The 20009-nt window shown below is 71.9% G+C and carries 21 protein-coding genes; 20 read left to right on the top strand and 1 reads right to left on the bottom strand.

Annotated features, from left to right (window positions below):
• The first annotated feature begins 7 nt into the window (after nt 1-7).
• Complete coding sequence (locus ACIPLC_RS25595) at nt 8-976, top strand: tRNA (adenine-N1)-methyltransferase (protein ID WP_400475358.1); 969 nt, start codon at nt 8-10, stop codon at nt 974-976.
• A 125-nt stretch (nt 977-1101) separates the two neighbouring features.
• Nucleotides 1102-1707: a hypothetical protein gene (locus ACIPLC_RS25600; RefSeq protein ID WP_400475359.1), complete on the top strand. Its 606-nt coding sequence runs from the start codon at nt 1102-1104 to the stop codon at nt 1705-1707.
• Nucleotides 1708-1713: 6 nt separating this feature from the next.
• On the opposite strand, the gene ACIPLC_RS25605 is transcribed toward ACIPLC_RS25600, so the two are convergent.
• Nucleotides 1714-2019, bottom strand: a complete 306-nt coding sequence (locus ACIPLC_RS25605) for a ferredoxin (RefSeq protein ID WP_400475360.1) — start codon at nt 2017-2019, stop codon at nt 1714-1716.
• Between the two features lie 284 nt (nt 2020-2303).
• On the opposite strand from ACIPLC_RS25605, the gene arc reads away from it, so the two are divergent.
• The 18 genes from arc to ACIPLC_RS25695 all read left to right on the top strand — a co-directional run bounded on the left by arc (nt 2304) and on the right by ACIPLC_RS25695 (nt 19983).
• Complete coding sequence (gene arc, locus ACIPLC_RS25610) at nt 2304-4070, top strand: proteasome ATPase (RefSeq protein ID WP_400475361.1); 1767 nt, start codon at nt 2304-2306, stop codon at nt 4068-4070.
• 230 nt (nt 4071-4300) lie between these two features.
• Entirely contained in the window at nt 4301-5812 is a 1512-nt protein-coding gene (dop, locus tag ACIPLC_RS25615; RefSeq protein WP_400475362.1) for a depupylase/deamidase Dop, read from the top strand.
• Nucleotides 5813-5986: 174 nt separating this feature from the next.
• On the top strand, nt 5987-6205 hold the full coding sequence (locus ACIPLC_RS25620) for a ubiquitin-like protein Pup (protein WP_031069167.1): 219 nt from the start codon (nt 5987-5989) through the stop codon (nt 6203-6205).
• A 162-nt stretch (nt 6206-6367) separates the two neighbouring features.
• Nucleotides 6368-7210 carry a proteasome subunit beta gene (prcB, locus tag ACIPLC_RS25625; protein WP_400475363.1) on the top strand — a complete coding sequence of 281 codons (843 nt, stop codon included), beginning with the start codon at nt 6368-6370 and terminating at the stop codon, nt 7208-7210.
• A 31-nt stretch (nt 7211-7241) separates the two neighbouring features.
• The gene (gene prcA, locus ACIPLC_RS25630) at nt 7242-7997 is read left to right on the top strand and encodes a proteasome subunit alpha (protein ID WP_400475364.1); all 756 of its coding nucleotides are present in this window, start codon (nt 7242-7244) and stop codon (nt 7995-7997) included.
• 121 nt (nt 7998-8118) lie between these two features.
• Nucleotides 8119-9480 (top strand): Pup--protein ligase, encoded by a 1362-nt coding sequence (pafA, locus tag ACIPLC_RS25635; RefSeq protein ID WP_400475365.1) that lies wholly within the window; start codon nt 8119-8121, stop codon nt 9478-9480.
• 133 nt (nt 9481-9613) lie between these two features.
• Nucleotides 9614-10600, top strand: coding sequence for an FKBP-type peptidyl-prolyl cis-trans isomerase (locus ACIPLC_RS25640; protein ID WP_400475366.1), 987 nt, complete (start codon nt 9614-9616; stop codon nt 10598-10600).
• Nucleotides 10601-10817: 217 nt separating this feature from the next.
• On the top strand, nt 10818-12128 hold the full coding sequence (locus ACIPLC_RS25645) for an FKBP-type peptidyl-prolyl cis-trans isomerase (RefSeq protein WP_400475367.1): 1311 nt from the start codon (nt 10818-10820) through the stop codon (nt 12126-12128).
• 162 nt (nt 12129-12290) lie between these two features.
• Nucleotides 12291-12674 (top strand): FKBP-type peptidyl-prolyl cis-trans isomerase, encoded by a 384-nt coding sequence (locus ACIPLC_RS25650; RefSeq protein ID WP_400475368.1) that lies wholly within the window; start codon nt 12291-12293, stop codon nt 12672-12674.
• Between the two features lie 167 nt (nt 12675-12841).
• The gene (locus ACIPLC_RS25655) at nt 12842-13843 is read left to right on the top strand and encodes a helix-turn-helix transcriptional regulator (protein ID WP_400475369.1); all 1002 of its coding nucleotides are present in this window, start codon (nt 12842-12844) and stop codon (nt 13841-13843) included.
• Complete coding sequence (locus tag ACIPLC_RS25660; protein ID WP_400475370.1) at nt 13840-14817, top strand: helix-turn-helix transcriptional regulator; 978 nt, start codon at nt 13840-13842, stop codon at nt 14815-14817. The genes ACIPLC_RS25655 and ACIPLC_RS25660 overlap by 4 nt, the downstream gene beginning before the upstream one ends.
• A 3-nt stretch (nt 14818-14820) precedes the next feature.
• Nucleotides 14821-15051 carry a hypothetical protein gene (locus ACIPLC_RS25665; RefSeq protein WP_400475371.1) on the top strand — a complete coding sequence of 77 codons (231 nt, stop codon included), beginning with the start codon at nt 14821-14823 and terminating at the stop codon, nt 15049-15051.
• A gap of 36 nt (nt 15052-15087) precedes the next feature.
• A complete protein-coding gene (locus ACIPLC_RS25670; protein WP_400475372.1) occupies nt 15088-15264 on the top strand; it encodes a hypothetical protein in 177 nt (58 codons plus the stop codon).
• A 226-nt stretch (nt 15265-15490) separates the two neighbouring features.
• Nucleotides 15491-15808 carry a Sec-independent protein translocase subunit TatA gene (gene tatA, locus ACIPLC_RS25675; RefSeq protein ID WP_400475373.1) on the top strand — a complete coding sequence of 106 codons (318 nt, stop codon included), beginning with the start codon at nt 15491-15493 and terminating at the stop codon, nt 15806-15808.
• Nucleotides 15809-15935: 127 nt separating this feature from the next.
• Nucleotides 15936-16826, top strand: coding sequence for a twin-arginine translocase subunit TatC (tatC, locus tag ACIPLC_RS25680; protein ID WP_400475424.1), 891 nt, complete (start codon nt 15936-15938; stop codon nt 16824-16826).
• A 163-nt stretch (nt 16827-16989) separates the two neighbouring features.
• Nucleotides 16990-18159 carry an NAD(P)/FAD-dependent oxidoreductase gene (locus tag ACIPLC_RS25685; RefSeq protein WP_400475374.1) on the top strand — a complete coding sequence of 390 codons (1170 nt, stop codon included), beginning with the start codon at nt 16990-16992 and terminating at the stop codon, nt 18157-18159.
• Nucleotides 18160-18251: 92 nt separating this feature from the next.
• Entirely contained in the window at nt 18252-18566 is a 315-nt protein-coding gene (locus tag ACIPLC_RS25690) for a (2Fe-2S)-binding protein (protein ID WP_400475375.1), read from the top strand.
• A complete protein-coding gene (locus ACIPLC_RS25695; protein WP_400475376.1) occupies nt 18547-19983 on the top strand; it encodes an NAD(P)/FAD-dependent oxidoreductase in 1437 nt (478 codons plus the stop codon). The genes ACIPLC_RS25690 and ACIPLC_RS25695 overlap by 20 nt, the downstream gene beginning before the upstream one ends.
• The last annotated feature ends 26 nt before the right edge of the window (nt 19984-20009 follow it).

The raw sequence follows: 20009 nt of genomic DNA on the forward strand, positions 1-20009 counted from the left end.
TGTCCGCATGTCCGAACCGACCGGTGCCACCCGCCGACGCGGGCCCTTCCAGGTCGGGGACCAGGTCCAGCTGACCGACCCCAAGGGCCGCCACTACACGTTCACGCTCCAGGCCGGGAACCAGTTCCACACCCACAAGGGTGCGTTCCCGCACGATGAGCTGATCGGCGCCCCCGAGGGCACGGTCGTGCGCACCACGGGGAACGTCCCGTACCTCGCGCTGCGCCCCCTGCTCCCCGACTACGTCCTGTCCATGCCGCGCGGCGCCGCCGTGATCTACCCCAAGGACGCGGGGCAGATCCTGGCCATGGCCGACATCTTCGCCGGCGCCCGCGTCGTCGAGGCCGGTGTCGGCTCGGGCGCGCTCTCCACCTACCTGCTGCGCGCCGTCGGCGACACCGGCATGCTGGCCTCGTACGAGCGCCGGCAGGACTTCGCCGACATCGCCAAGGGCAACGTCGAGCGCTACTTCGGCGGGCCGCACCCGGCGTGGAAGCTCACCGTCGGCGACCTCCAGGACAACCTGGTCGAGTCCGACGTCGACCGCGTCATCCTCGACATGCTCGCCCCCTGGGAGTGCCTGGACGTCGCCTCCAAGGCGCTCGTCCCCGGCGGCCTGATCTGCTGCTACGTGGCCACCACCACGCAGATGTCCAAGACCGTCGAGGCGCTGCGCGAGCACGGCACCTTCACCGAGCCGCAGGCCTGGGAGACCATGGTCCGCACCTGGCACCTGGAGGGCCTGGCCGTCCGCCCGGACCACCGGATGATCGGCCACACCGGCTTCCTGCTCACCGCCCGCCGCCTCGCCGACGGCGTCGAGCCGCCGCTGCGCCGCCGCCGCCCGGCCAAGGGCGCGTACGGCGAGGACTACGACAACGGGGGCTCGGGGTCGAGCCTGCAGGAGCGCGCCGCGGCCCGTGCCGCCGCCCGCGCCGTCGAGACGGACCAGACGGAGCAGCCCGACCTGGGCTGACCCGGAGCGCTTTCCAGGGGTGGTGCGAGCCTGCTCGTGCCACCCCTCGGCATTTCGGCCGCCGGCGTGTGGGACGATGCTCGCGCACGCAGACCAGCTCCTGGGAGCACTGGAGGGGACGCCTGGTGGAGACCGCGGTCGGGACGACGGCTGGACAGCAGACACCGCGGGGCCGCACCCGGCCCGGGCACGCGCGCACCGTCCCCTGGCACTGGGCCCTGGCCCTGGCCGGCTGCGGCGCGGTGGTGGCCGCGGCCCTCGCCGCCAGCCCGGCCACCGGCACCCCGGTGCCCGTCCACGGCACTCCCAAGGCCCTCGGCGCGAGCGCCGCCCCCGATCCGGCCAAGGCCCAACTTCCGCTCGACTGCGGCCCGTTCCCGGTCGCGACGGCCATCAGCATGTCGGCCGACCTGGGCGACGGACGGCCCGGCACGGTGGTCGCCGCGCACTGCGCGGCCGAGAACGGCACCCCGCCGGACGCCGTCTACCTGCTCGGCTTCGGCCCGGGCGACCGCCCGGTGGTGCTGGCCACGCTGCTCTCCGAGCGCGAGAACCTGACCGTCGGCCGGCTCGCGCTGCGCTCCGACGGCGTCATCACCGGCCACGCGCAGGGGTATTCGAGCGACGACGTGCCGCGCTTCCGTCCCGACATCTCACTCGATCTCACCTGGACGCGCAAGGGCGGCGGCTGGGAACGCTCCCAGACCGCCGCCCCGGTCAGCCAGACCTGACGCGCCTCAGTCCGCGTCCGGCCCGTACACCTCGACCCGGTCGGAGACCCGGCGCACGTGGATGCAGTCGCCGGGGCACTCCTTCGCCGAGTCCACCACGTCCTGAAGGATCGTCAGCGGCACCGGGGCGGTCTCCCCGGGCTGCTGGCGCAGTTCGTCGTCCGACCCCTTCACGTAGGCGAGGCCGTCGATGTCCAGCTCGAAGACCTCGGGTGCGTACTGCACACAGATGCCGTCGCCGGTGCACAGATCCTGGTCGATCCACACCTCCAGCTGCTCGGCCGCTGCGGCCGTCTGCTCGGTTACCGACATGGTCCCCTGCCGTTTCTGTCCCGGGTCGCCCTTTTCCGGGGGCAATCCCGCCATTCGTACAACGATCGGACCTCGCTGCACGGTCGCGATCGGATATCACTTCGCTCGACGATACATCTGGCCCGCTTTGGGTGGTGCGCGGTGGGTATCCCCTTAGCAGAGGGGAAGCACGCTGTGGCGAAGATCGGACACGCCCGTTCCATCTTTCTTGATCTAGGGGTTTACGGACCCCTGGTCCCAGGTAGGGTCTGGAAGCGTCCAGCTCCCCGGAGGAGGTGAGGACCGTGGCAGCCCACGATGACGACTACAACCGCAGCACCGGCAGGCCCGCTCGTGGTTCCGACGAGGCCGCTCAGGTCTCGTACCTTGAGCAGGAGATCGCCGCGTTGCGCCGCAAGCTCGCCGACTCGCCGCGCAATTCGAGGATCCTCGAAGAGCGGATCGTCGAGCTCCAGACCAACCTGGCCGGAGTGTCCGCCCAGAACGAACGGCTCGCCTCCACCCTGCGAGAGGCCCGCGACCAGATCGTGGCCCTCAAGGAGGAAGTGGACCGGCTGGCACAGCCCCCGGCCGGGTTCGGCACCTTCCTCGAGGCCAACGAGGACGGCACCGCCGACATCTTCACCGGGGGGCGCAAGCTCCGCGTGAACGTCAGCCCCAACGTCGCCCTCGACGAACTGCGGCGCGGCCAGGAAGTGATGCTCAACGAGGCCCTCAACATCGTGGACGCGATGGCCTTCGAGCGCATCGGCGAGATCGTCACCCTCAAGGAGATCCTCGAGGACGGCGAACGCGCCCTGGTCGTCGGCCACACCGACGAGGAGCGGGTGGTGCGCCTCGCCGAACCGCTGCGCGAGCTCACCATCCGGGCGGGGGACGCCCTGCTGCTGGAGCCCCGCTCCGGCTACGTGTACGAGGTCGTGCCGAAGTCCGAGGTCGAGGAGCTGGTCCTCGAAGAAGTCCCGGACATCGACTACCGCCAGATCGGCGGACTGAGCAACCAGATCGAGCTGATCCGGGACGCGGTCGAGCTGCCCTACCTGCACGCCGACCTCTTCAAGGAGTACGAGCTGCGCCCGCCCAAGGGCGTGCTGCTCTACGGCCCGCCCGGCTGCGGCAAGACGCTGATCGCCAAGGCGGTTGCCAACTCGCTGGCCAAGAAGGTCGCCGAGGTCACCGGACGCCCCCAGGGGAAGAGCTACTTCCTCAACATCAAGGGCCCCGAACTGCTCAACAAGTACGTGGGCGAGACCGAGCGGCAGATCCGCCTGGTCTTCCAGCGGGCCCGGGAGAAGGCGAGCGAGGGCACGCCCGTCATCGTCTTCTTCGACGAGATGGAGTCGCTGTTCCGCACCCGCGGTTCCGGCGTCAGCTCGGACGTGGAGAACACCATCGTCCCGCAGCTGCTCGCCGAGATCGACGGCGTGGAGGGCCTGGAGAACGTCATCGTCATCGGCGCCTCGAACCGCGAGGACATGATCGACCCGGCGATCCTGCGGCCCGGCCGCCTGGACGTCAAGATCAAGATCGAGCGCCCGGACGCCGAGGCCGCGAAGGACATCTTCTCCAAGTACCTCAAGAACTCGCTGCCGTTCCACCCGGACGACCTCAAGGAGCACGGCAGCTCCGTCGAGGCCACGGTGGAGGCGATGATCCAGTCGGTCGTGGAGCGGATGTACTCCGAGACCGAGGAGAACCGCTTCCTGGAGGTCACCTACGCCAACGGTGACAAGGAGGTCCTGTACTTCAAGGACTTCAACTCCGGCGCGATGATCCAGAACATCGTCGACCGCGCGAAGAAGATGGCCATCAAGGACTTCCTCGACCACGGTCAGCGCGGTCTGCGCGTCTCCCACCTGCTCGCCGCCTGCGTGGACGAGTTCAAGGAGAACGAGGACCTGCCGAACACCACCAACCCGGACGACTGGGCCCGCATCTCCGGCAAGAAGGGCGAGCGGATCGTCTTCATCCGCACGCTGGTCACCGGCAAGCAGGGCGCCGAGTCCGGCCGCTCGATCGACACTGTCGCCAACACGGGGCAGTACCTGTAGGCACACGGTGACACCGGGCCGCCCGGCGGTCCCCGGAACAGCACGCACCCCGTCCGGCTGTGGCGCCTCGCGGCCCCGCAGCCGGACGGCGCGTCTCGGGGCCCGCCCGTCGGTGCCGGGTTCTAGGCTCGACCCACCGTTCGCGGGCAGAACGCCGGCGCCGGTGTTGTCCAGCGGTACGTCGGCGTGCTCCGCCCGTGGGGGGCGGCGCACCGGGCAAGGAGGGCCGCATGACCGTACGGCGCGTGATGGGCATCGAGACCGAGTACGGGATCTCCGTGCCCGGGCACCCCAACGCCAACGCCATGCTCACCTCGTCCCAGATCGTCAACGCGTACGCGGCGGCGATGCACCGGGCGCGGCGGGCCCGCTGGGACTTCGAGGAGGAGAACCCGCTGCGTGACGCCCGGGGCTTCGACCTGGCACGCGAGGTGGCGGACGCCAGCCAACTGACCGACGAGGACATCGGCCTCGCCAACGTCATCCTCACCAACGGGGCCCGGTTCTACGTGGACCACGCGCACCCCGAGTACAGCTCGCCCGAGGTCACCAACCCGCGGGACGCCGTGCTCTGGGACAAGGCCGGCGAGCGGATCATGGCCGCCGCCGCGCAGCGCGCGCTGGAACTGCCCAACGGGCAGAACATCCACCTGTACAAGAACAACACCGACAACAAGGGCGCCTCCTACGGCACCCACGAGAACTACCTGATGAAGCGGGCGACGCCGTTCGCCGACATCGTCCGCCACCTCACCCCGTTCTTCGTCTCCCGCCAGGTGGTCACCGGCGCCGGCCGGGTCGGCATCGGCCAGGACGGCTCGACGCACGGCTTCCAGATCAGCCAGCGGGCCGACTACTTCGAGGTCGAGGTCGGCCTGGAGACCACGCTCAAGCGCCCGATCATCAACACCCGGGACGAACCGCACGCCGACGCGGAGAAGTACCGCCGGCTGCACGTGATCATCGGGGACGCCAACCTCTCCGAGATCTCCACCTACCTCAAGCTGGGCACCACCTCACTGGTCCTGTCGATGATCGAGGACTCCTTCATCGCCTCCGACCTCGCCGTCGACCAACCGGTGCGCACCCTGCACCGGGTCTCCCACGACCCCACGCTCAAGCACCTGATCACCCTGCGCAACGGGCGCAAACTCACCGCCGTCCAGCTCCAGCTGGAGTACTTCGAACTGGCCCGCAAGTACGTCGAGGACCGCTTCGGCACCGACGCGGACGAGCAGACACTGGACGTGCTGGCCCGCTGGGAGGACGTCCTCGGCCGGCTGGAGCGCGATCCGATGTCGCTCTCCAGGCAACTGGACTGGATCGCCAAGCGGGAGATCCTGGAGGGCTACCGCAGCCGGGACGCCCTGGGGTGGGAGAATTCGCGGCTGCACCTGGTCGACCTCCAGTACAGCGACGTACGCCCCGACAAGGGCCTCTACAACCGGCTGGTGGCCCGCGGCCGGTTCGAGCGGCTGGTGACCGAGGAGGAGGTCGAGCGGGCCGTCTCCAAGCCTCCGGAGGACACCCGGGCGTACTTCCGCGGGCGCTGCCTGGAGCAGTACGCCGACCACGTCGCGGCGGCCTCCTGGGACTCGGTGATCTTCGACCTGCCGGGCCGGGACTCGTTGCAGCGGGTGCCCACGCTGGAGCCGCTGCGCGGCACCCGCAACCACGTCAAGGAACTGCTGGACCGCTGTCGCACCGCGGAGGACCTGCTCCGGGTCCTCTCCGGCGGGTAACTTTTCGATCACCATGGGTGAACGTCCGCCGAATGGGAATCATCCGGGGTGGCAGCGGGTGTTGGACAGGAAGCGCCACCGGCGAACCGGGAGCGGTAGTCGCACCTTGTGTATAGGGTCGGTGCAGCAAGCAACGACCAAACCGTGCCAGAAGAATCGAGCGGGGTGAGGGAAATGGCGAGCAAGGACACCGGCGGCGGCCAGCAGCGGGCGAACCGCTCCTCCGAGGAGGTCGAGGAGCAGGCCGCGGAAACCCAGAATTCCGACGACCTCAAGGAGCGCCAGGAAAAGCTGAGCGACGACGTCGACGCGGTACTGGACGAAATCGACGAGGTCCTCGAGTCGAATGCGGAAGATTTCGTCCGTGGATTCGTGCAGAAGGGCGGGCAATAGCCCGCCCCGGCATTCGGGAATTCACGGTCTCGACCGTCGAGGGCGGTCGGGCGGCGAGGGCCGTCCGACCGCCCGGCACCGGCCCCCTCCACGCGTGGACAGTGATCGTCGGGCGGGTAGGGTGCGGGCAACGCGAGCTTCAAGCTACCTGGAAGGAATCGTGTGGAAGCCAACACTCGTGGCACCGGGCGTCTACCGGCTGCCTTCCTGACCCCGGGGTCCTCCTCCTTCGTGGACTTCCTCGCCGAGCACCGGCCGGAGCTGATTCCCGGCCACCGCGGGCTCCCCGCGGGGTCCGTGGTCGAGGCCCCGCACGGGACCACCATCGTGGCCGCGGTGTTCGACGGCGGCGTGGTGATCGCCGGTGACCGCCGGGCGACGATGGGCAACGTGATCGCCCAGCGCGACATGGAGAAGGTGTTCCCGGCCGACGAGTACAGCGCGGTCGGCATCGCCGGCACCGCCGGCCTCGCCATCGAGATGGTCCGGCTGTTCCAGCTGGAGCTGGAGCACTACGAGAAGATCGAGGGCGCGGTGCTCTCGCTGGAGGGCAAGGCCAACCGGCTCACCAGCATGATCCGGGGCAACCTGGGCATGGCGATGCAGGGCCTGGCCGTCGTGCCGTTGTTCGCCGGCTACGACCTGGACCTCGGCCGCGGCCGGATCTTCAACTACGACGTCACCGGCGGGCGTTCCGAGGAGCGCGGCTTCGCCGCCACCGGCTCGGGCTCGGTCTTCGCCCGCGGCTCGATGAAGAAGCTCTACCGCGACGACCTGACGGCCGACCAGGCCGCCATGCTGGTCGTCCAGGCGCTCTACGACGCGGCCGACGACGACTCCGCCACCGGCGGCCCCGACCTCGCCCGCAAGATCTTCCCGATCGTCTCGCTGATCACCGAGGACGGCTTCCGCCGGCTCACCGACGGGGAGGTCGCCGAGATCGCCGTCGCGATCACCGACGAGCGCCGCTCGCACCCCAACGGCCCGCAGGCCCCGCTGCTCTAGCCATCACCTCTCAGGAAAGGGACGACCGCCGGTGTCGACACCGTTCTACGTCTCGCCCCAGCAGGCCATGGCGGACCGCGCGGAGTACGCCCGCAAGGGCATCGCGCGCGGCCGCAGCGTGGTCGTGCTCACCTACGCCGACGGCATCGTCTTCGTCGCGGAGAACACCTCCAGAGCGCTCCACAAGGTCTCCGAGATCTACGACAAGATCGCCTTCGCGGCGGTCGGCCGCTACAACGAGTTCGAGAACCTGCGCATCGGCGGCGTCCGCTACGCCGACCTGCGCGGCTACTCCTACGACCGGGCCGACGTCACCGCCCGGGGCCTGGCCAACGTCTACGCCCAGACCCTCGGCACCATCTTCTCCTCGGTCGGCGAGAAGCCCTACGAGGTCGAGCTGATCGTGGCCGAGGTCGGCCGCACCGCGGACGAGGACCAGATCTACCGCCTCACCCCGGACGGCTCGATCGTCGACGAGAAGAACTACGTCGTGGTCGGCGGCAACGCCGACTCGATCGGCAACTACCTGGGTCAGCGCCACCGCGCCGGGCTGGGCCTCACCGAGGTGGTCCGGGCCGCCGTGGACTCGCTCGCCCGCGACCCCAACGGCGGCAGCCCGCGCACCCTCACCCCGGAGCAACTGGAGGTGGCCGTCCTCGACCGCCAGCGGTTCCAGCAGCGCAAGTTCAAGCGCATCCTGGGCAACCAGCTCGCCCGGCTGCTCGACGGCGACCAGTCCGCCGAGTCGGACGACGAGGAGAACCCGGCGGACACCGCGCCGGAGTAGCAGTGCCTGCGGAGTCCCGTACGGCGGCCGGACGGAGGCCGTACGGGACTCCGGTGCCCCTGCGGCGGCCCAGTCGTCGTGGAGGCGGTTTCGGACAGCTCCGACACAGAATGGAGTGCTCATGGACCGCCGGATTTTCGGGCTGGAGAACGAGTACGGCGTGACCTGCACGTTCCGCGGGCAGCGCAGGCTGTCGCCGGACGAGGTGGCGCGGTACCTGTTCCGCCGGGTCGTCTCCTGGGGCCGCAGCAGCAACGTCTTCCTGCGCAACGGCGCCCGGCTGTACCTCGACGTCGGCTCCCACCCCGAGTACGCCACCCCCGAGTGCGACGACGTGACCGAGCTGGTGACGCACGACAAGGCGGGCGAGCGGATCCTCGAAGGGCTCCTGGTCGACGCCGAGCGGCGGCTGCACGAGGAGGGCATCGCGGGGGACGTCTACCTGTTCAAGAACAACACCGACTCGGCCGGCAACTCCTACGGCTGCCACGAGAACTACCTGGTGGCCCGGCACGGCGAGTTCTCCCGGCTGGCCGACGTGCTGATCCCCTTCCTGGTGACCCGCCAGCTGATCTGCGGCGCCGGCAAGGTGCTGCAGACCCCGCGCGGCGCGGTCTACTGCGTCAGCCAGCGGGCCGAGCACATCTGGGAGGGCGTCAGCTCCGCCACCACCCGCTCCCGCCCGATCATCAACACCCGCGACGAGCCGCACGCGGACGCCGAGCGCTACCGCCGGCTGCACGTGATCGTCGGCGACTCCAACATGTCGGAGACCACGACGCTGCTCAAGGTCGGCGCCACCGACCTGGTGCTGCGGCTGATCGAGGCCGGCGTGGTGATGCGCGACCTCACCCTGGAGAACCCGATCCGGGCGATCCGCGAGGTCAGCCACGACCTCACCGGCACCCACCAGGTGCGGCTCGCCAACGGGCGCGAGGCCAGCGCGCTGGACATCCAGGAGGAGTACTACACCAAGGCGTTGGAGTTCGCCGACCGCAAGGGCATCAACACCGGCACCATCGCCCGGGTGCTCGACCTGTGGGGCCGGACCCTGGAGGCCGTCCGCACCGAGAACCTGGACGAGGTGGCCACCGAGATCGACTGGATCATGAAGTACAAGCTCATCGAGCGCTACCGCGAGAAGCACCAGATGAGCATGTCCAACCCGCGGGTGGCCCAGATCGACCTGGCGTACCACGACATCCACCGCCGGCGCGGCCTGTTCTACCTGCTCCAGGGCAAGGGCCAGGCGAAGCGGGTGACCACCGACCTCAAGACCTTCGAGGCCAAGTCCATCCCGCCGCAGACCACCCGGGCCCGGCTGCGCGGGGACTTCATCCGCCGGGCGCAGGAGCAGCGCCGGGACTTCACGGTGGACTGGGTGCACCTGAAGCTGAACGACCAGGCGCAGCGCACGGTGCTCTGCAAGGACCCGTTCCGCTCGGTGGACGAGCGGGTGGAGAAGCTCATCGCCGGGATGTGATCCACGGCGTCCTCGGGTTTGTGATCAAGGCGGTGTCCGGCCCCGGTGGTGCCTACCGGGGCCGGGCGCCGTCCGGGCATACGCTGTCCGTCGAAGTCAGGAGAGCCGACCTCGATCGACAGTTAGGACCACCGTGCGCCGCACCGCCGGTTTGCTACTCACCCTGCCCCTGCTGCTGGCGGTCGCCTGCAGCAGTTCGCCCAAGGCGGCCGGCCCGGCGACTCCGTCCGCGGCGAGCGCGCCTCCGACGGTGCCCGCGCCGGTCGGCGAGGCGTCGCCGATGCCCACGCTCTCGGAGGGCGGCTTCGGCAGCAAGGCCACCATCACCCTCCCGGAGGGCCAGCCCAGCGGCCAGTTCGTGGTCAACACCGTCAGCGAGGGCGAGCGGTCGACGGTCAACAAGGGCGACTGGGTGACGGTCAACTACACGGCGAAGGACTGGACCACCGGCAAGGACCTGCCCAGCTCGTACGACCCTAGCGGGAAGCCGCAGCTCTACCAGGCCGGCAGCGGGCAGCTCGTGCCGGCGCTGGACCAGAGCGTGATCGGCAAGAAGGTCGGCAGCCGGCTGCTGGTGGTCGCCCCGCCGGCGGCGGCCTTCGGCGAGCAGGGCAGCACCCAGCTCGGCGTCAGCAAGGGTGACACCGTGGTGTTCGTCCTGGACATCGTGGAGAGCCTGCCGCAGGACTCCACGCTGACCGGCGCCATGACCCCGCCGCCGGCGACGATGCCGCAGGTCAAGGACAACGGCAAGGCTCCGGTGGCGATCACCGTGCCGGCCGGGCAGGCCGCGCCCACCGACCTGGAGCAGGCGGTGCTGATCAAGGGCGAGGGCAAGCCGGTCAAGACCGGGCAGACCCTGGTGGTGCAGTACACCGGGGTGCTGTGGAACAACGGCCAGCAGTTCGATTCCTCCTGGACGCACGGGGGAGCGCAGGCGGTGCAGATCGGGACCGGCAGCGTGATCGAGGGCTGGGACAAGGGGCTGGTCGGCCAGACCGTCGGCAGCCGGATCGAGCTCGTGGTGCCGCCCGGGCTCGGCTACAAGGACCAGGCGCAGGGCTCGGTGCCGCCCAACTCCACGCTGGTCTTCGTGATCGACATTCTGGAAGCGGTTTAGGCGGACGGCCTAGGAAGTCCTCGGGGGGATTCCGTACGCTTGGGCGGACGCTCGTACAACGAAGCGTCCGCCCTCATCCTGAGCTGTCATACTGCCCTCGCACTGTGGCAGGCGCCGCCCGGCGTCGAGGTCCGGGGCGGACGGTGCGACGGCAGGCCGGCGCTCAGCACGCCGGCCGCAGACCTGGAAGACCTCGTGGCGAGATGGATGGGGAGTCATGACTGAGAAGACGCCGAGCCCGGGCGGGGCCGGCACCGCGGCGAACGACAGCTCTGCGGGTGACCCGGCCGCCTCGCGTCCCGGCGGCCCGCTTCCGGGGGACGGCGAGTCGATCGTCGTCCCGCCGTCGATCCTGAAGCAGCAGGCCGGCTGGGCGCAGCCCGGCGAGCAGCCGCGTGCCTCGGGCGGGACCAAGACGGACGACGCCCCGCAGATCTTCGCCTCCACCGTGCGTCGGGGCGACACCTCGGAGGCCGGGTACGACGAGAACCCGCCCGGGGTGGGCCGGCTGGGCGTGATCCTCGGCACGGTGCTGGCCGTGCTGCTGGCCGGTAGTGCCGTGACGCTGTACCTGGTGAACAAGGACGGCAAGTCGGACACCGCCGCCAAGCCGGACGCCGCCAAGAGCGCGCCGCCCACGCCGACCGCCGACCCGGTGCCGCCGATCAAGGACAGTGCCAAGGTGCTGCCCACGGTCACCGGTGACTTCGGCAAGAAGGCCGAGATCCAGGTGCCGGGCGAGGCGTCCGACGGCTCCTTCGTGGTGAAGGTGCTGTCCGAGGGCAGCGGCCCCAAGGTGGACAAGAACTCCTGGACCTCGGTGGACTACACCGCCAAGGACTGGACCACCGGCAAGGACATCCCGAGCTCGTACGACAACAACGGCAAGCCGCAGATCTTCCAGGCCGGCACCGACGCGCTGATCCCGGCGCTGGACCAGGCCGTGGTCGGGAAGAAGGCCGGCAGCCGGGTCCTCGTGGTGGCCCCGCCGGCCGCCGCGTTCGGCTCCCAGGGCAAGGCCGACATGTCGATCGGGGCGAAGGACGACCTGGTCTTCGTGATCGACATCCGCAACGCCAACGCGCCCGACGCCGTGGTGAGCGGCACCGTGACGCCGCCGCCGGCGGACTTCCCGCAGGTCAAGGACAACGGCAAGAAGCCGGCCGAGATCACCCCGGTGGCCGGCGCGAAGGACCCGACCGAGCTCAAGACGCACGTCCTGATCAAGGGCACCGGGCCGGCGGTGGAGAAGGGCGAGAAGGTCGTCGTCCAGTACACCGGCGCGCTGTTCAAGGACGGCAAGATGTTCGACTCCTCGCTCAGCAAGGGCCAGGCGTTCTCCTTCCCGGTCGGCGGCAGCCAGGTCATCCAGGGCTGGGACCAGGGCCTGGTGGGCCAGACCGTCGGCAGCCGGGTGGAGCTGGTGATCCCGGCCGCGCTGGCCTACGGCGACAAGGGCCAGGGCGACATCCCGCCGGGCGCGCCGCTGGTCTTCGTGGTGGACATCCTGGACGCCGGTCAGGGCTGATCCACTTTCGGGTGACAATGGTGTGCGTGTGACCTTCGGGTCCGGCCGCGTGGCCGGACCCACCCGGGCGGTGGGCGCCCGTACCGTGGTCCGGGAACGGACCGGGGTGCGGGCGCCCGCCGCTTGGTCGTGACTGCAATGCGAAACGTGAGAAGAGGGACTGTGAGCGTCAACCTCAACGAGAAGCCCGAGATCGACTTCCCGATCGGCGACGCCCCGGCGGACCTGCAGATCCGCGACATCGTCGTCGGTGACGGCGAGGAGGCCAAGCCGGGCCACAACGTCAAGGTCCGCTACGTCGGCGTGACCTTCGAGACCGGCGAGGAGTTCGACGCGAGCTGGAACCGGAGCCCGAACGAGTTCCGCTTCCCGCTGGGCGGCGGCCGGGTCATCAAGGGCTGGGACCGGGGTGTCGTCGGCATGAAGGTCGGCGGCCGCCGCGAGCTGACCATCCCGTCGCACCTGGCCTACGGCAACCAGTCGCCGACCCCGCTGATCCCGGCGGGCTCGACCCTGATCTTCGTGGTCGACCTGCTGGGCGTCTGAGCCTGCCGCGGCCGTGGGCCGGACCCCTCCGGGGGCCCGGCCCACGGGCGTTTCGGGAGGCCGCTTTTGCAGCGCGTACCGCTACCGGTACGGTCGGTCCCGCCGGGTGACGACCGCCCGGCGGGCGCACCCCGCGCGCACGGCGCGGCACACCGGAAGGGTCAGCGATGGCGATCGCCAAGGCAGAGCGGCTGATGAATCTCGCCCTGTGCCTGATGAACACCAGACGTCCGCTCTCCAAGAAGGAGCTGCGGGAATCCATCGAGGCGTACCGCGAGGCCTGGCAGAACAGCAGCGAGGACGCCTTCAACCGGATGTTCGAGCGGGACAAGGACGACCTGCGCGAACTCGGCCTGGTGATCGACGTCGACGAGAGCGCCCTGGACGGCGAACTCGGCTACCTGGCCCGCGCCGACCGCAACCGGCTGCCCGAGATCGCGCTGGACGCCGAGGAGGCGGCCGCGCTGACCCTGGCCGCCCGGGTCTGGCAGCAGGCCAAGATGTCCGGCGCGGCCAGCGGCGCACTGCAGAAGCTGCGCGCCGCCGGGGTGCCGTTCGCCGAGCCCGAGGGCCGGACCGCCCTGGAGCCGCGGATCCCCGCCCGGGAGGCCGCGTTCGAGCCGCTGCTCACCGCCGCCCGGGACCGCCGCCCGGTCGGCTTCGAGTACCGCAAGGCCGGCGCCGCCGCCGGCGAGCTGCGCACCGTCGAGCCGTGGGCGCTGGAGTGCTGGCGCGGGCACTGGTACCTGGCCGGGTGGGACCGCGACCGCGGCGACGCGCGGGTGTTCCGGCTCAGCCGGATCACCGGCAAGGTCCGGGCCAGGACCGGCGCGTTCCTCGGCACCGTGCCCGAGCACGTCGACGTCCGCGCCACCGTCGCCAAGTTCGCGGGCGAGGGCGCCACCGCCACCGCCACCGTCCGGGTCCGCCGGGGAGCGGGCTTCCCGCTGCGCACCAAGGCGCTGAGCAGCGCGCGGGTGGACGACGGCTGGGACGAGCTGGAGATCCCGTACGGCAACGGGCTGGGCGCCGACCTCGCCGAGTTCGGGCCGGACGTGCTGGTGCTCGGGCCCGAGGAGCTGCGGGCCGACGTGATCGACCGGCTGCGGGCCGTGGCCGGGCTGGACGTGGTGACTGGAGACGTGGTGGCCGGAGGGGTGCAGGCATGAGCAACGCGATCGACCAGACGAGGCGGATGCTGTCGCTGGTCACCTACCTGCGCGAGCGCCCCGGCGCCGAGGTGGCCGAGGTGGCCCGCGCGTTCGGGATCTCCGAGCGCGAGCTGATCGGCGACCTCAACGTGCTGCCGATGTGCGGCACCAGCTTCCGTGGCGGCGACCTGCTCGACATCGACACCGACGGCGAGCGGATCTGGTGGCACAACGTCGACGACGTGGCCCAGCCGCTGCGCCTCGCCGCCGACGAGGCCACCGCGCTGCTGGTCGCCGCCCGCGCGGTGGCCGGGCTGCCCGGCCTGCGGGCCGGTGACCGGGAGGCGCTCACCCGGGCCGTCGTCAAGATCGAGAACGCGGCGGGGGAGAACGCCGCCGGCAGCGCCCGGGTCGGTGTGACCTTCGAGGCGGAGGGCCACGTGTTCGCCGACATCGACCGCGCGCTCAGCGAGGGGCGCCGCCTGTGGCTGCGCTACTACTCGCACGGGCGCGGCGGGATGACCGAGCGCGAGGTCGACCCGATCCGGCTGCTCACCGAGGGCCACACCTACCTCGAGGCCTGGTGCCGCACCTCCGAGGACCACCGGATGTTCCGGCTGGACCGGGTCGCCGAGATCCGGGTGCTGGACGTCCCCGCCGACCCGCCCCGGCGCGAGCCGCGCGACCTGAGCGGCGGGCTGGTCAACCCGTCCGCGGACGACCCCGAGGTGGTCGTCGAGGTCTCCTCCGGCGGGCGCTGGGTGGCGGAGTACTACACCCACGACCGGGCCGAGGAACTGCCCGACGGGGGGCTGCGGATCACCCTGCGCAGCGCCGACCCCTCCCAGCTGCGCCCGCTGGCGCTGCGGCTGGGCCGGGACGGTCGGATCGTCTCGCCGCCCGGGCTGGCCGGGCAGGCGCGCGCGGCCGCCCTGGAGGCGCTGGCCGCTTACGGGGAGCAGACCGTCACCGACGGGGAGGGGCGGGTCTGATCGGTGGAGCCCGGGACCAGATTCAAGGTGTACTGCTCCGACTGCCGGGAGAAGGTCGAGGTCCCGGCGGAGGAGTTCCGGCTGACCCTCGGTCGCACCCCGGCCCAGGCGCACTACAGCTTCGGCTGCCCGCTCTGCGGGGCGGCGGTGCGCAAGCCGGCCGGGGAGAAGATCGTCGCGGCGCTCATCGGGGCCGGGGTCCGCACCATGCGGCTCGTCCCGGCCGAGGGGTAGCGCCCCGGGTGGGCGGGGCCCGATAGGGTGGGGCGCATGTCCTGGATGCTCGTCGCCGCCGTCCTGCTCGCCACCGCGGGCCTGCTGGTCCTCGGGGTGCTCGCGATCCGGCTCTGGTTGGACGTGCGGGCGCTGGCCAAGGGCGTGGACGCGGCCTCGCGGGCGCTGGCCGAGGCGGCGGGGGAGCTGGCCGGGGCCGTACCGGCCCGGTAGCGCCGCCCGGTGCCACCTTCCCGGCGCCTTTCGGTAGCACAGGAGGGCCGTCGGTGGTACGGGGGCTGCTGCGGGGAGGCGGGGGCGGGTTACGCTCTGAGGTGGCTCCTGAACTGCGAACGGGGCCGCTGTCCTGTTCGGGCGGCCGTCGTCGTGGCGTCATCCGCAGCGGTTACCATCCGCGGCGGGGGGCCCGACGGGTCGCCATGAGTGAAGGTGGTCGCGCATGCGCATCTCGATGACCGCGATCGTGGTGGTCGTGATTTTCGCCGTTCTGCTGTTCGGCGCCAAGCGGCTGCCCGATCTGGCCCGCTCGCTCGGGCAGTCCATGCGGATCCTGAAGAGCGAGGCCAAGGCCATGCGCTCGGACGGCGCCGAGGAGGACGCCGCCGCGACGCCGCCCCCGGCCCCCCGGGTCGACGGCGGTTCGGCGACGACCGCGGCCAGGACCATCCAGACCGCTCCGGGCGCCTCGGGCACGGCCCGTCCGGTGGCCGAGCCCGCCGCCGGGCCGTCCGCGGCCGACGGCGACCGCCCGCACTGAGCGCGGCGCACGTGACGAACGCGACCACGGAGGCCCGTCGACCGACGGGCCTCGACGCACGAGTTGAGGACCGGGGTTGAGCAAGCTCTCCAAGGCGTCGAAGGCGTCCAAGGATCCTGAGGGGCGGATGGCCCTCACCGACCACCTGCGGGAACTGCGCAACCGCGTGGTCAAGTCGGTCCTGGCGATCGTGGTGATCACCATCGTGGCGGCGATCTACCACAAGCAGATCGAAGACTTCCTGCTGGAGCCGCTGCCGCGCTGCACCGCTGAGACCGCCTCCCAGTTCAAGGGCAAGTGCGCCCAGGTCTCCAACATCGGTCTGACCGCCGGTTTCACCTGGATGCTCAAGGTGTCGCTGACGGCCGGTGTGGTCGCGACCGTGCCGATCTGGCTCTACCAGGTCTGGGCCTTCGTGGCGCCCGGTCTGCACCGGCACGAGAAGAAGTACGCCGTCATCTTCATGCTGTGCGGGGCGCCGCTCTTCCTGGCCGGTTCCGGCTGCGCCATCCTGGTGCTGCCGACCACCGTCGACGTGCTGATCTCGTTCACCCCGAACAACACCACGCCGATCCTGCCGCCCGAGGACTACCTCGACATCGCCACCCGGATGGTGCTGGTCTTCGGCCTGGCCTTCGAGTTCCCGCTGCTGCTGGTGATGATGAACATGGTCGGCATGGTCACCGGCAAGCGGCTGCTCGGCTGGTGGCGCGGCATGGTCATGGGCATCACGGTCTTCGCGGCCTTCGCCACCCCGAGCGCCGATCCGGTGAGCATGCTCACGCTGGCGGCGCCGATCTGGGCGCTGTACTTCCTCGCGGTGGGCATCGCGATCTTCAACGACAAGCGGAAGGACCGTCGCAACCCCGACGCCGGGCTGAGCGACGAGGAGGCCTCGGAGCTGGACCTCTCGGTGCAGCCGGTGGCCGGTACGGAGATGGTCGAGGCCTCGACCGCGCCGACGGCGGGCGCCCCGGTGCCGGCCGCCCGTCACGAGCAGATCGACGACATCACCTGAGCCGGTAGCGCACCCTGAGGCCCCGGCCCGCCGCCCGACGCGGTGGGCCGGGGCCTTTGCGCTGCTCCGGCCCGGTGAGCCCGGGCTTTCGCGTCGATCCGGCCCGGTCCGGGATTCGGCGGATGGTCTTGGCAGGGTGGATGGCATGTGACATATTACTGACGTGCTCAAGACCCAGAGACCTCCCCTGGATGTCGTCGTGGTCGGCGCCGGCGTGGTCGGTGCCGCCTGCGCCTACTACGCGGCCCGCGCCGGGCTCACCGTCGCCGTCGTCGACCGCGGGCCGGTGGCCGGCGGCACCACCGGCGCCGGCGAGGGCAACCTGCTGGTCTCCGACAAGGAACCCGGGCCCGAACTCGACCTCGCCCTGCTCAGCACCCGGCTCTGGCACGACCTCGCCGAGCACCTCGGCACGGCCATGGAGTACGAGCCCAAGGGCGGCGTGGTGATCGCCTCCACCCCGGCCGGGCAGGACGCCCTGCGGGCCTTCGCCGTCGGCCAGGCCGCCGCCGGCGTCACCGCCGAGGAGGTCCCCGCCGAGCGGCTGCACGAACTGGAGCCGCACCTCGCCCCCGGCCTCGCCGGCGGCTTCCACTACCCGCAGGACGCCCAGGTCCAGCCCGCCCTCGCCGCCGCCCACCTGCTGCGCGAGGCGCGCCGGATGGGCGCCGAGCTGATCACCGGCGAGACCGTGACCGCCGTGCACCGGGGGCCGGACGGCGCCGTGCGCGGAGTGCGGACCGACCGCCGCCGCCTCGACGCCCCCGCCGTCGTCAACGCGACCGGCACCTGGGGCGGCGAACTGGCCCGGCTGGCCGGGGTGCACCTGCCGGTGATGCCCCGCCGCGGCTTCGTCCTGGTCACCGAGCCGCTGCCGCGGATCGTCCGGCACAAGGTCTACGCCGCCGACTACGTCGCCGACGTCGCCAGCGGCTCGGCCGGGCTGCAGACCTCCGCCGTGGTCGAGGGCACCCCCGGCGGGCCGGTGCTGATCGGCGCCAGCCGCGAACGGGTCGGCTTCGACCGCACCCTCTCCCAGGAAGTGCTGCGGCGGCTCGCCGCCCAGGCCGCGGCGCTCTTCCCGGTGCTCGCGGACGTCACCGTGATGCGCACCTACCGGGGCTTCCGCCCGTACCTGCCGGACCACCTGCCGGCCATCGGCGAGGACCCCCGGGCACCCGGGCTGTACCACGCCTGCGGGCACGAGGGCGCTGGCATCGGGCTGGCCCCGGCGACCGGCCTGCTGATCAGCGAGCAACTGACCGGCAAACAGCCGGAACTGGACCTCGCGCCGTTCCGCCCGGACCGCTTCCCGGCGGACGCCGGGGTCTGAGCCCGGGCTTCTCGACCACTGCTGCCCGCCTACCCCCCCGCCTTGCCGACCGCCCTCGTTCGTCGACCAACCCCGGAACGGAGAAGCCGCCGATGCGCCGCACCCCCGCCGACCTGGTCCGGGCCGAACCCGGCCCCGCCCACCACATCGAGTTCGACGGCCGACCCGTCCCGGCCCTGCCCGGACAGTCGATCGCCGCCGCGCTCTGGGCCGACGGCGTGCTCGCCTGGCGCACCACCCGGGTCGGCGGCCGGCCGCGCGGGGTGTTCTGCGGCATCGGCGCCTGCTTCGACTGCCTGGCCACCGTCGACGGCCGCGCCAACCAGCGCACCTGCCTGCTCCCCGCCGAACCCGGCACCACCGTCACCACCCAGGAGGGCAACGGCCGTGCCGACCTCGCCGTCTGACCGGTCCGCCGCCGAAGCGGCCCGACGACCCGACCTCGCGGTGATCGGCGCCGGCCCGGCCGGGCTCGCGGCTGCCGTCACCGCCGCCGACCTCGGGCTGCGCTGCGTCCTGCTGGACGCCGGCCGCGGCACCGGCGGGCAGTACTACCGGCACCCCGCGCCCGGCCTCGGCGCCGCCCGCCCGGACCGGCTCCACCACGGCTGGTCCGTCTACACCGGACTGGCCGACCGGCTCGCCGCGCACGAGCGGGCCGGGCGGGTCCGCTTCCTCGGCGGCCACCAGGTGTGGGCGCTGGAGCGGACCGGCGACGGCTTCGCCGTGCACGTCACGTGCGGGCCGGAGGCCACCGACCGGGCCACCGTCCCGGCCCGGTCCGTGCTGCTCGCCACCGGCGCGTACGAGCGCCAACTGCCGTTCCCCGGCTGGACCCTGCCCGGGGTGGTCACCGCGGGCGGCGCGCAGGCCATGCTCAAGGCCGGGCTGGTGCTGCCCGGGCGGCGGATCGTGGTGGCCGGCAGCGGGCCGCTGCTGCTCGCGGCGGCGTCCTCGCTGGTCACCGCCGGGGCCGAGGTGCCCGCGGTGGTCGAGGCCACCGACTACCTCGGCTACGCCCGGCGCCCCGGCGTCCTGGCGGCCGTCCCCGCCAAGCTCGTCGAGGGCGCCGGGCACGGGAGCGCGCTGCTGCGGCACGGCGTGCGGCTGCGACCGCGCAGCGCCGTCGTGGAAGCGCACGGGACCGAGCGGGTCACCGCCGTCACGGTGGCCCGGCTGGACGCCGACTGGCGGCCGGTGCCCGGCACCGAACGCCGGATCGCCTGCGACGCGGTCGCCGTGGGCCACGGGCTGCTGCCGCAGATTGATCTGGCCACCGAACTGGGCGCGGCCACCCGGACCGCCCCGGACGGCGCGGTCGGGCTCCAGGTCGACGCCCGGCTGCGCACCACCGTGCCCGGCCTCTGGTCCGCGGGGGAGACCAACGGCGTCGGCGGCGCGGACCTCGCGATCGTGGAGGGCGAGCTGGCCGCGCACGCCGTGGCCGACCGGGTGCCGAAGCCCGTGTTGCTGCGCAGCCGGGCCCGGTTGCGGAACTTCGCCGACCTGATGGCCGCGGCCCACCGGCCCGGCCCCGGCTGGACCGGCTGGCTGCGCCCGGACACCGACGTCTGCCGGTGCGAGGAGGTGCCGGTCTCGGCGATCCGGGAGGCCGTGGACGAACTGGGCGCGGGCGATCCGCGCACCGTCAAGCTGCTCACCCGGGCCGGGATGGGTTGGTGCCAGGGCCGGATGTGCGGACCGGCCGTGGCCTGCCTGGCCGGCTCGGGTGAGCCGGGGCCGGACCGGCGGCCGCTGGCCTGCCCGGTGCCGCTGTCGCAGTTGGCGGCCGGGCCGTCCGGCGAGACCGCCGACGCTGTTTAGGCGGTCTGGGGCGGTCTGGGGCGGTC

It is taken from the genome of Kitasatospora sp. NPDC086801, from assembly GCF_044745805.1.
Classification (GTDB): domain Bacteria; phylum Actinomycetota; class Actinomycetes; order Streptomycetales; family Streptomycetaceae; genus Kitasatospora.

Bases quoted from the DNA above. Each gene is read 5' to 3' on its own strand.
- ACIPLC_RS25595 (WP_400475358.1), top strand. From the start codon at position 8: ATGTCCGAACCGACCGGTGCCACCCGCCGACGCGGGCCCTTCCAGGTC.
- ACIPLC_RS25605 (WP_400475360.1), bottom strand. From the start codon at position 2,019: ATGTCGGTAACCGAGCAGACGGCCGCAGCGGCCGAGCAGCTGGAGGTG.
- dop (WP_400475362.1), top strand. From the start codon at position 4,301: ATGACCGTACGGCGCGTGATGGGCATCGAGACCGAGTACGGGATCTCC.
- ACIPLC_RS25620 (WP_031069167.1), top strand. From the start codon at position 5,987: ATGGCGAGCAAGGACACCGGCGGCGGCCAGCAGCGGGCGAACCGCTCC.
- pafA (WP_400475365.1), top strand. From the start codon at position 8,119: ATGGACCGCCGGATTTTCGGGCTGGAGAACGAGTACGGCGTGACCTGC.
- ACIPLC_RS25645 (WP_400475367.1), top strand. From the start codon at position 10,818: ATGACTGAGAAGACGCCGAGCCCGGGCGGGGCCGGCACCGCGGCGAAC.
- ACIPLC_RS25655 (WP_400475369.1), top strand. From the start codon at position 12,842: ATGGCGATCGCCAAGGCAGAGCGGCTGATGAATCTCGCCCTGTGCCTG.
- ACIPLC_RS25660 (WP_400475370.1), top strand. From the start codon at position 13,840: ATGAGCAACGCGATCGACCAGACGAGGCGGATGCTGTCGCTGGTCACC.
- ACIPLC_RS25670 (WP_400475372.1), top strand. From the start codon at position 15,088: ATGTCCTGGATGCTCGTCGCCGCCGTCCTGCTCGCCACCGCGGGCCTG.
- tatA (WP_400475373.1), top strand. From the start codon at position 15,491: ATGCGCATCTCGATGACCGCGATCGTGGTGGTCGTGATTTTCGCCGTT.
- tatC (WP_400475424.1), top strand. From the start codon at position 15,936: ATGGCCCTCACCGACCACCTGCGGGAACTGCGCAACCGCGTGGTCAAG.
- ACIPLC_RS25690 (WP_400475375.1), top strand. From the start codon at position 18,252: ATGCGCCGCACCCCCGCCGACCTGGTCCGGGCCGAACCCGGCCCCGCC.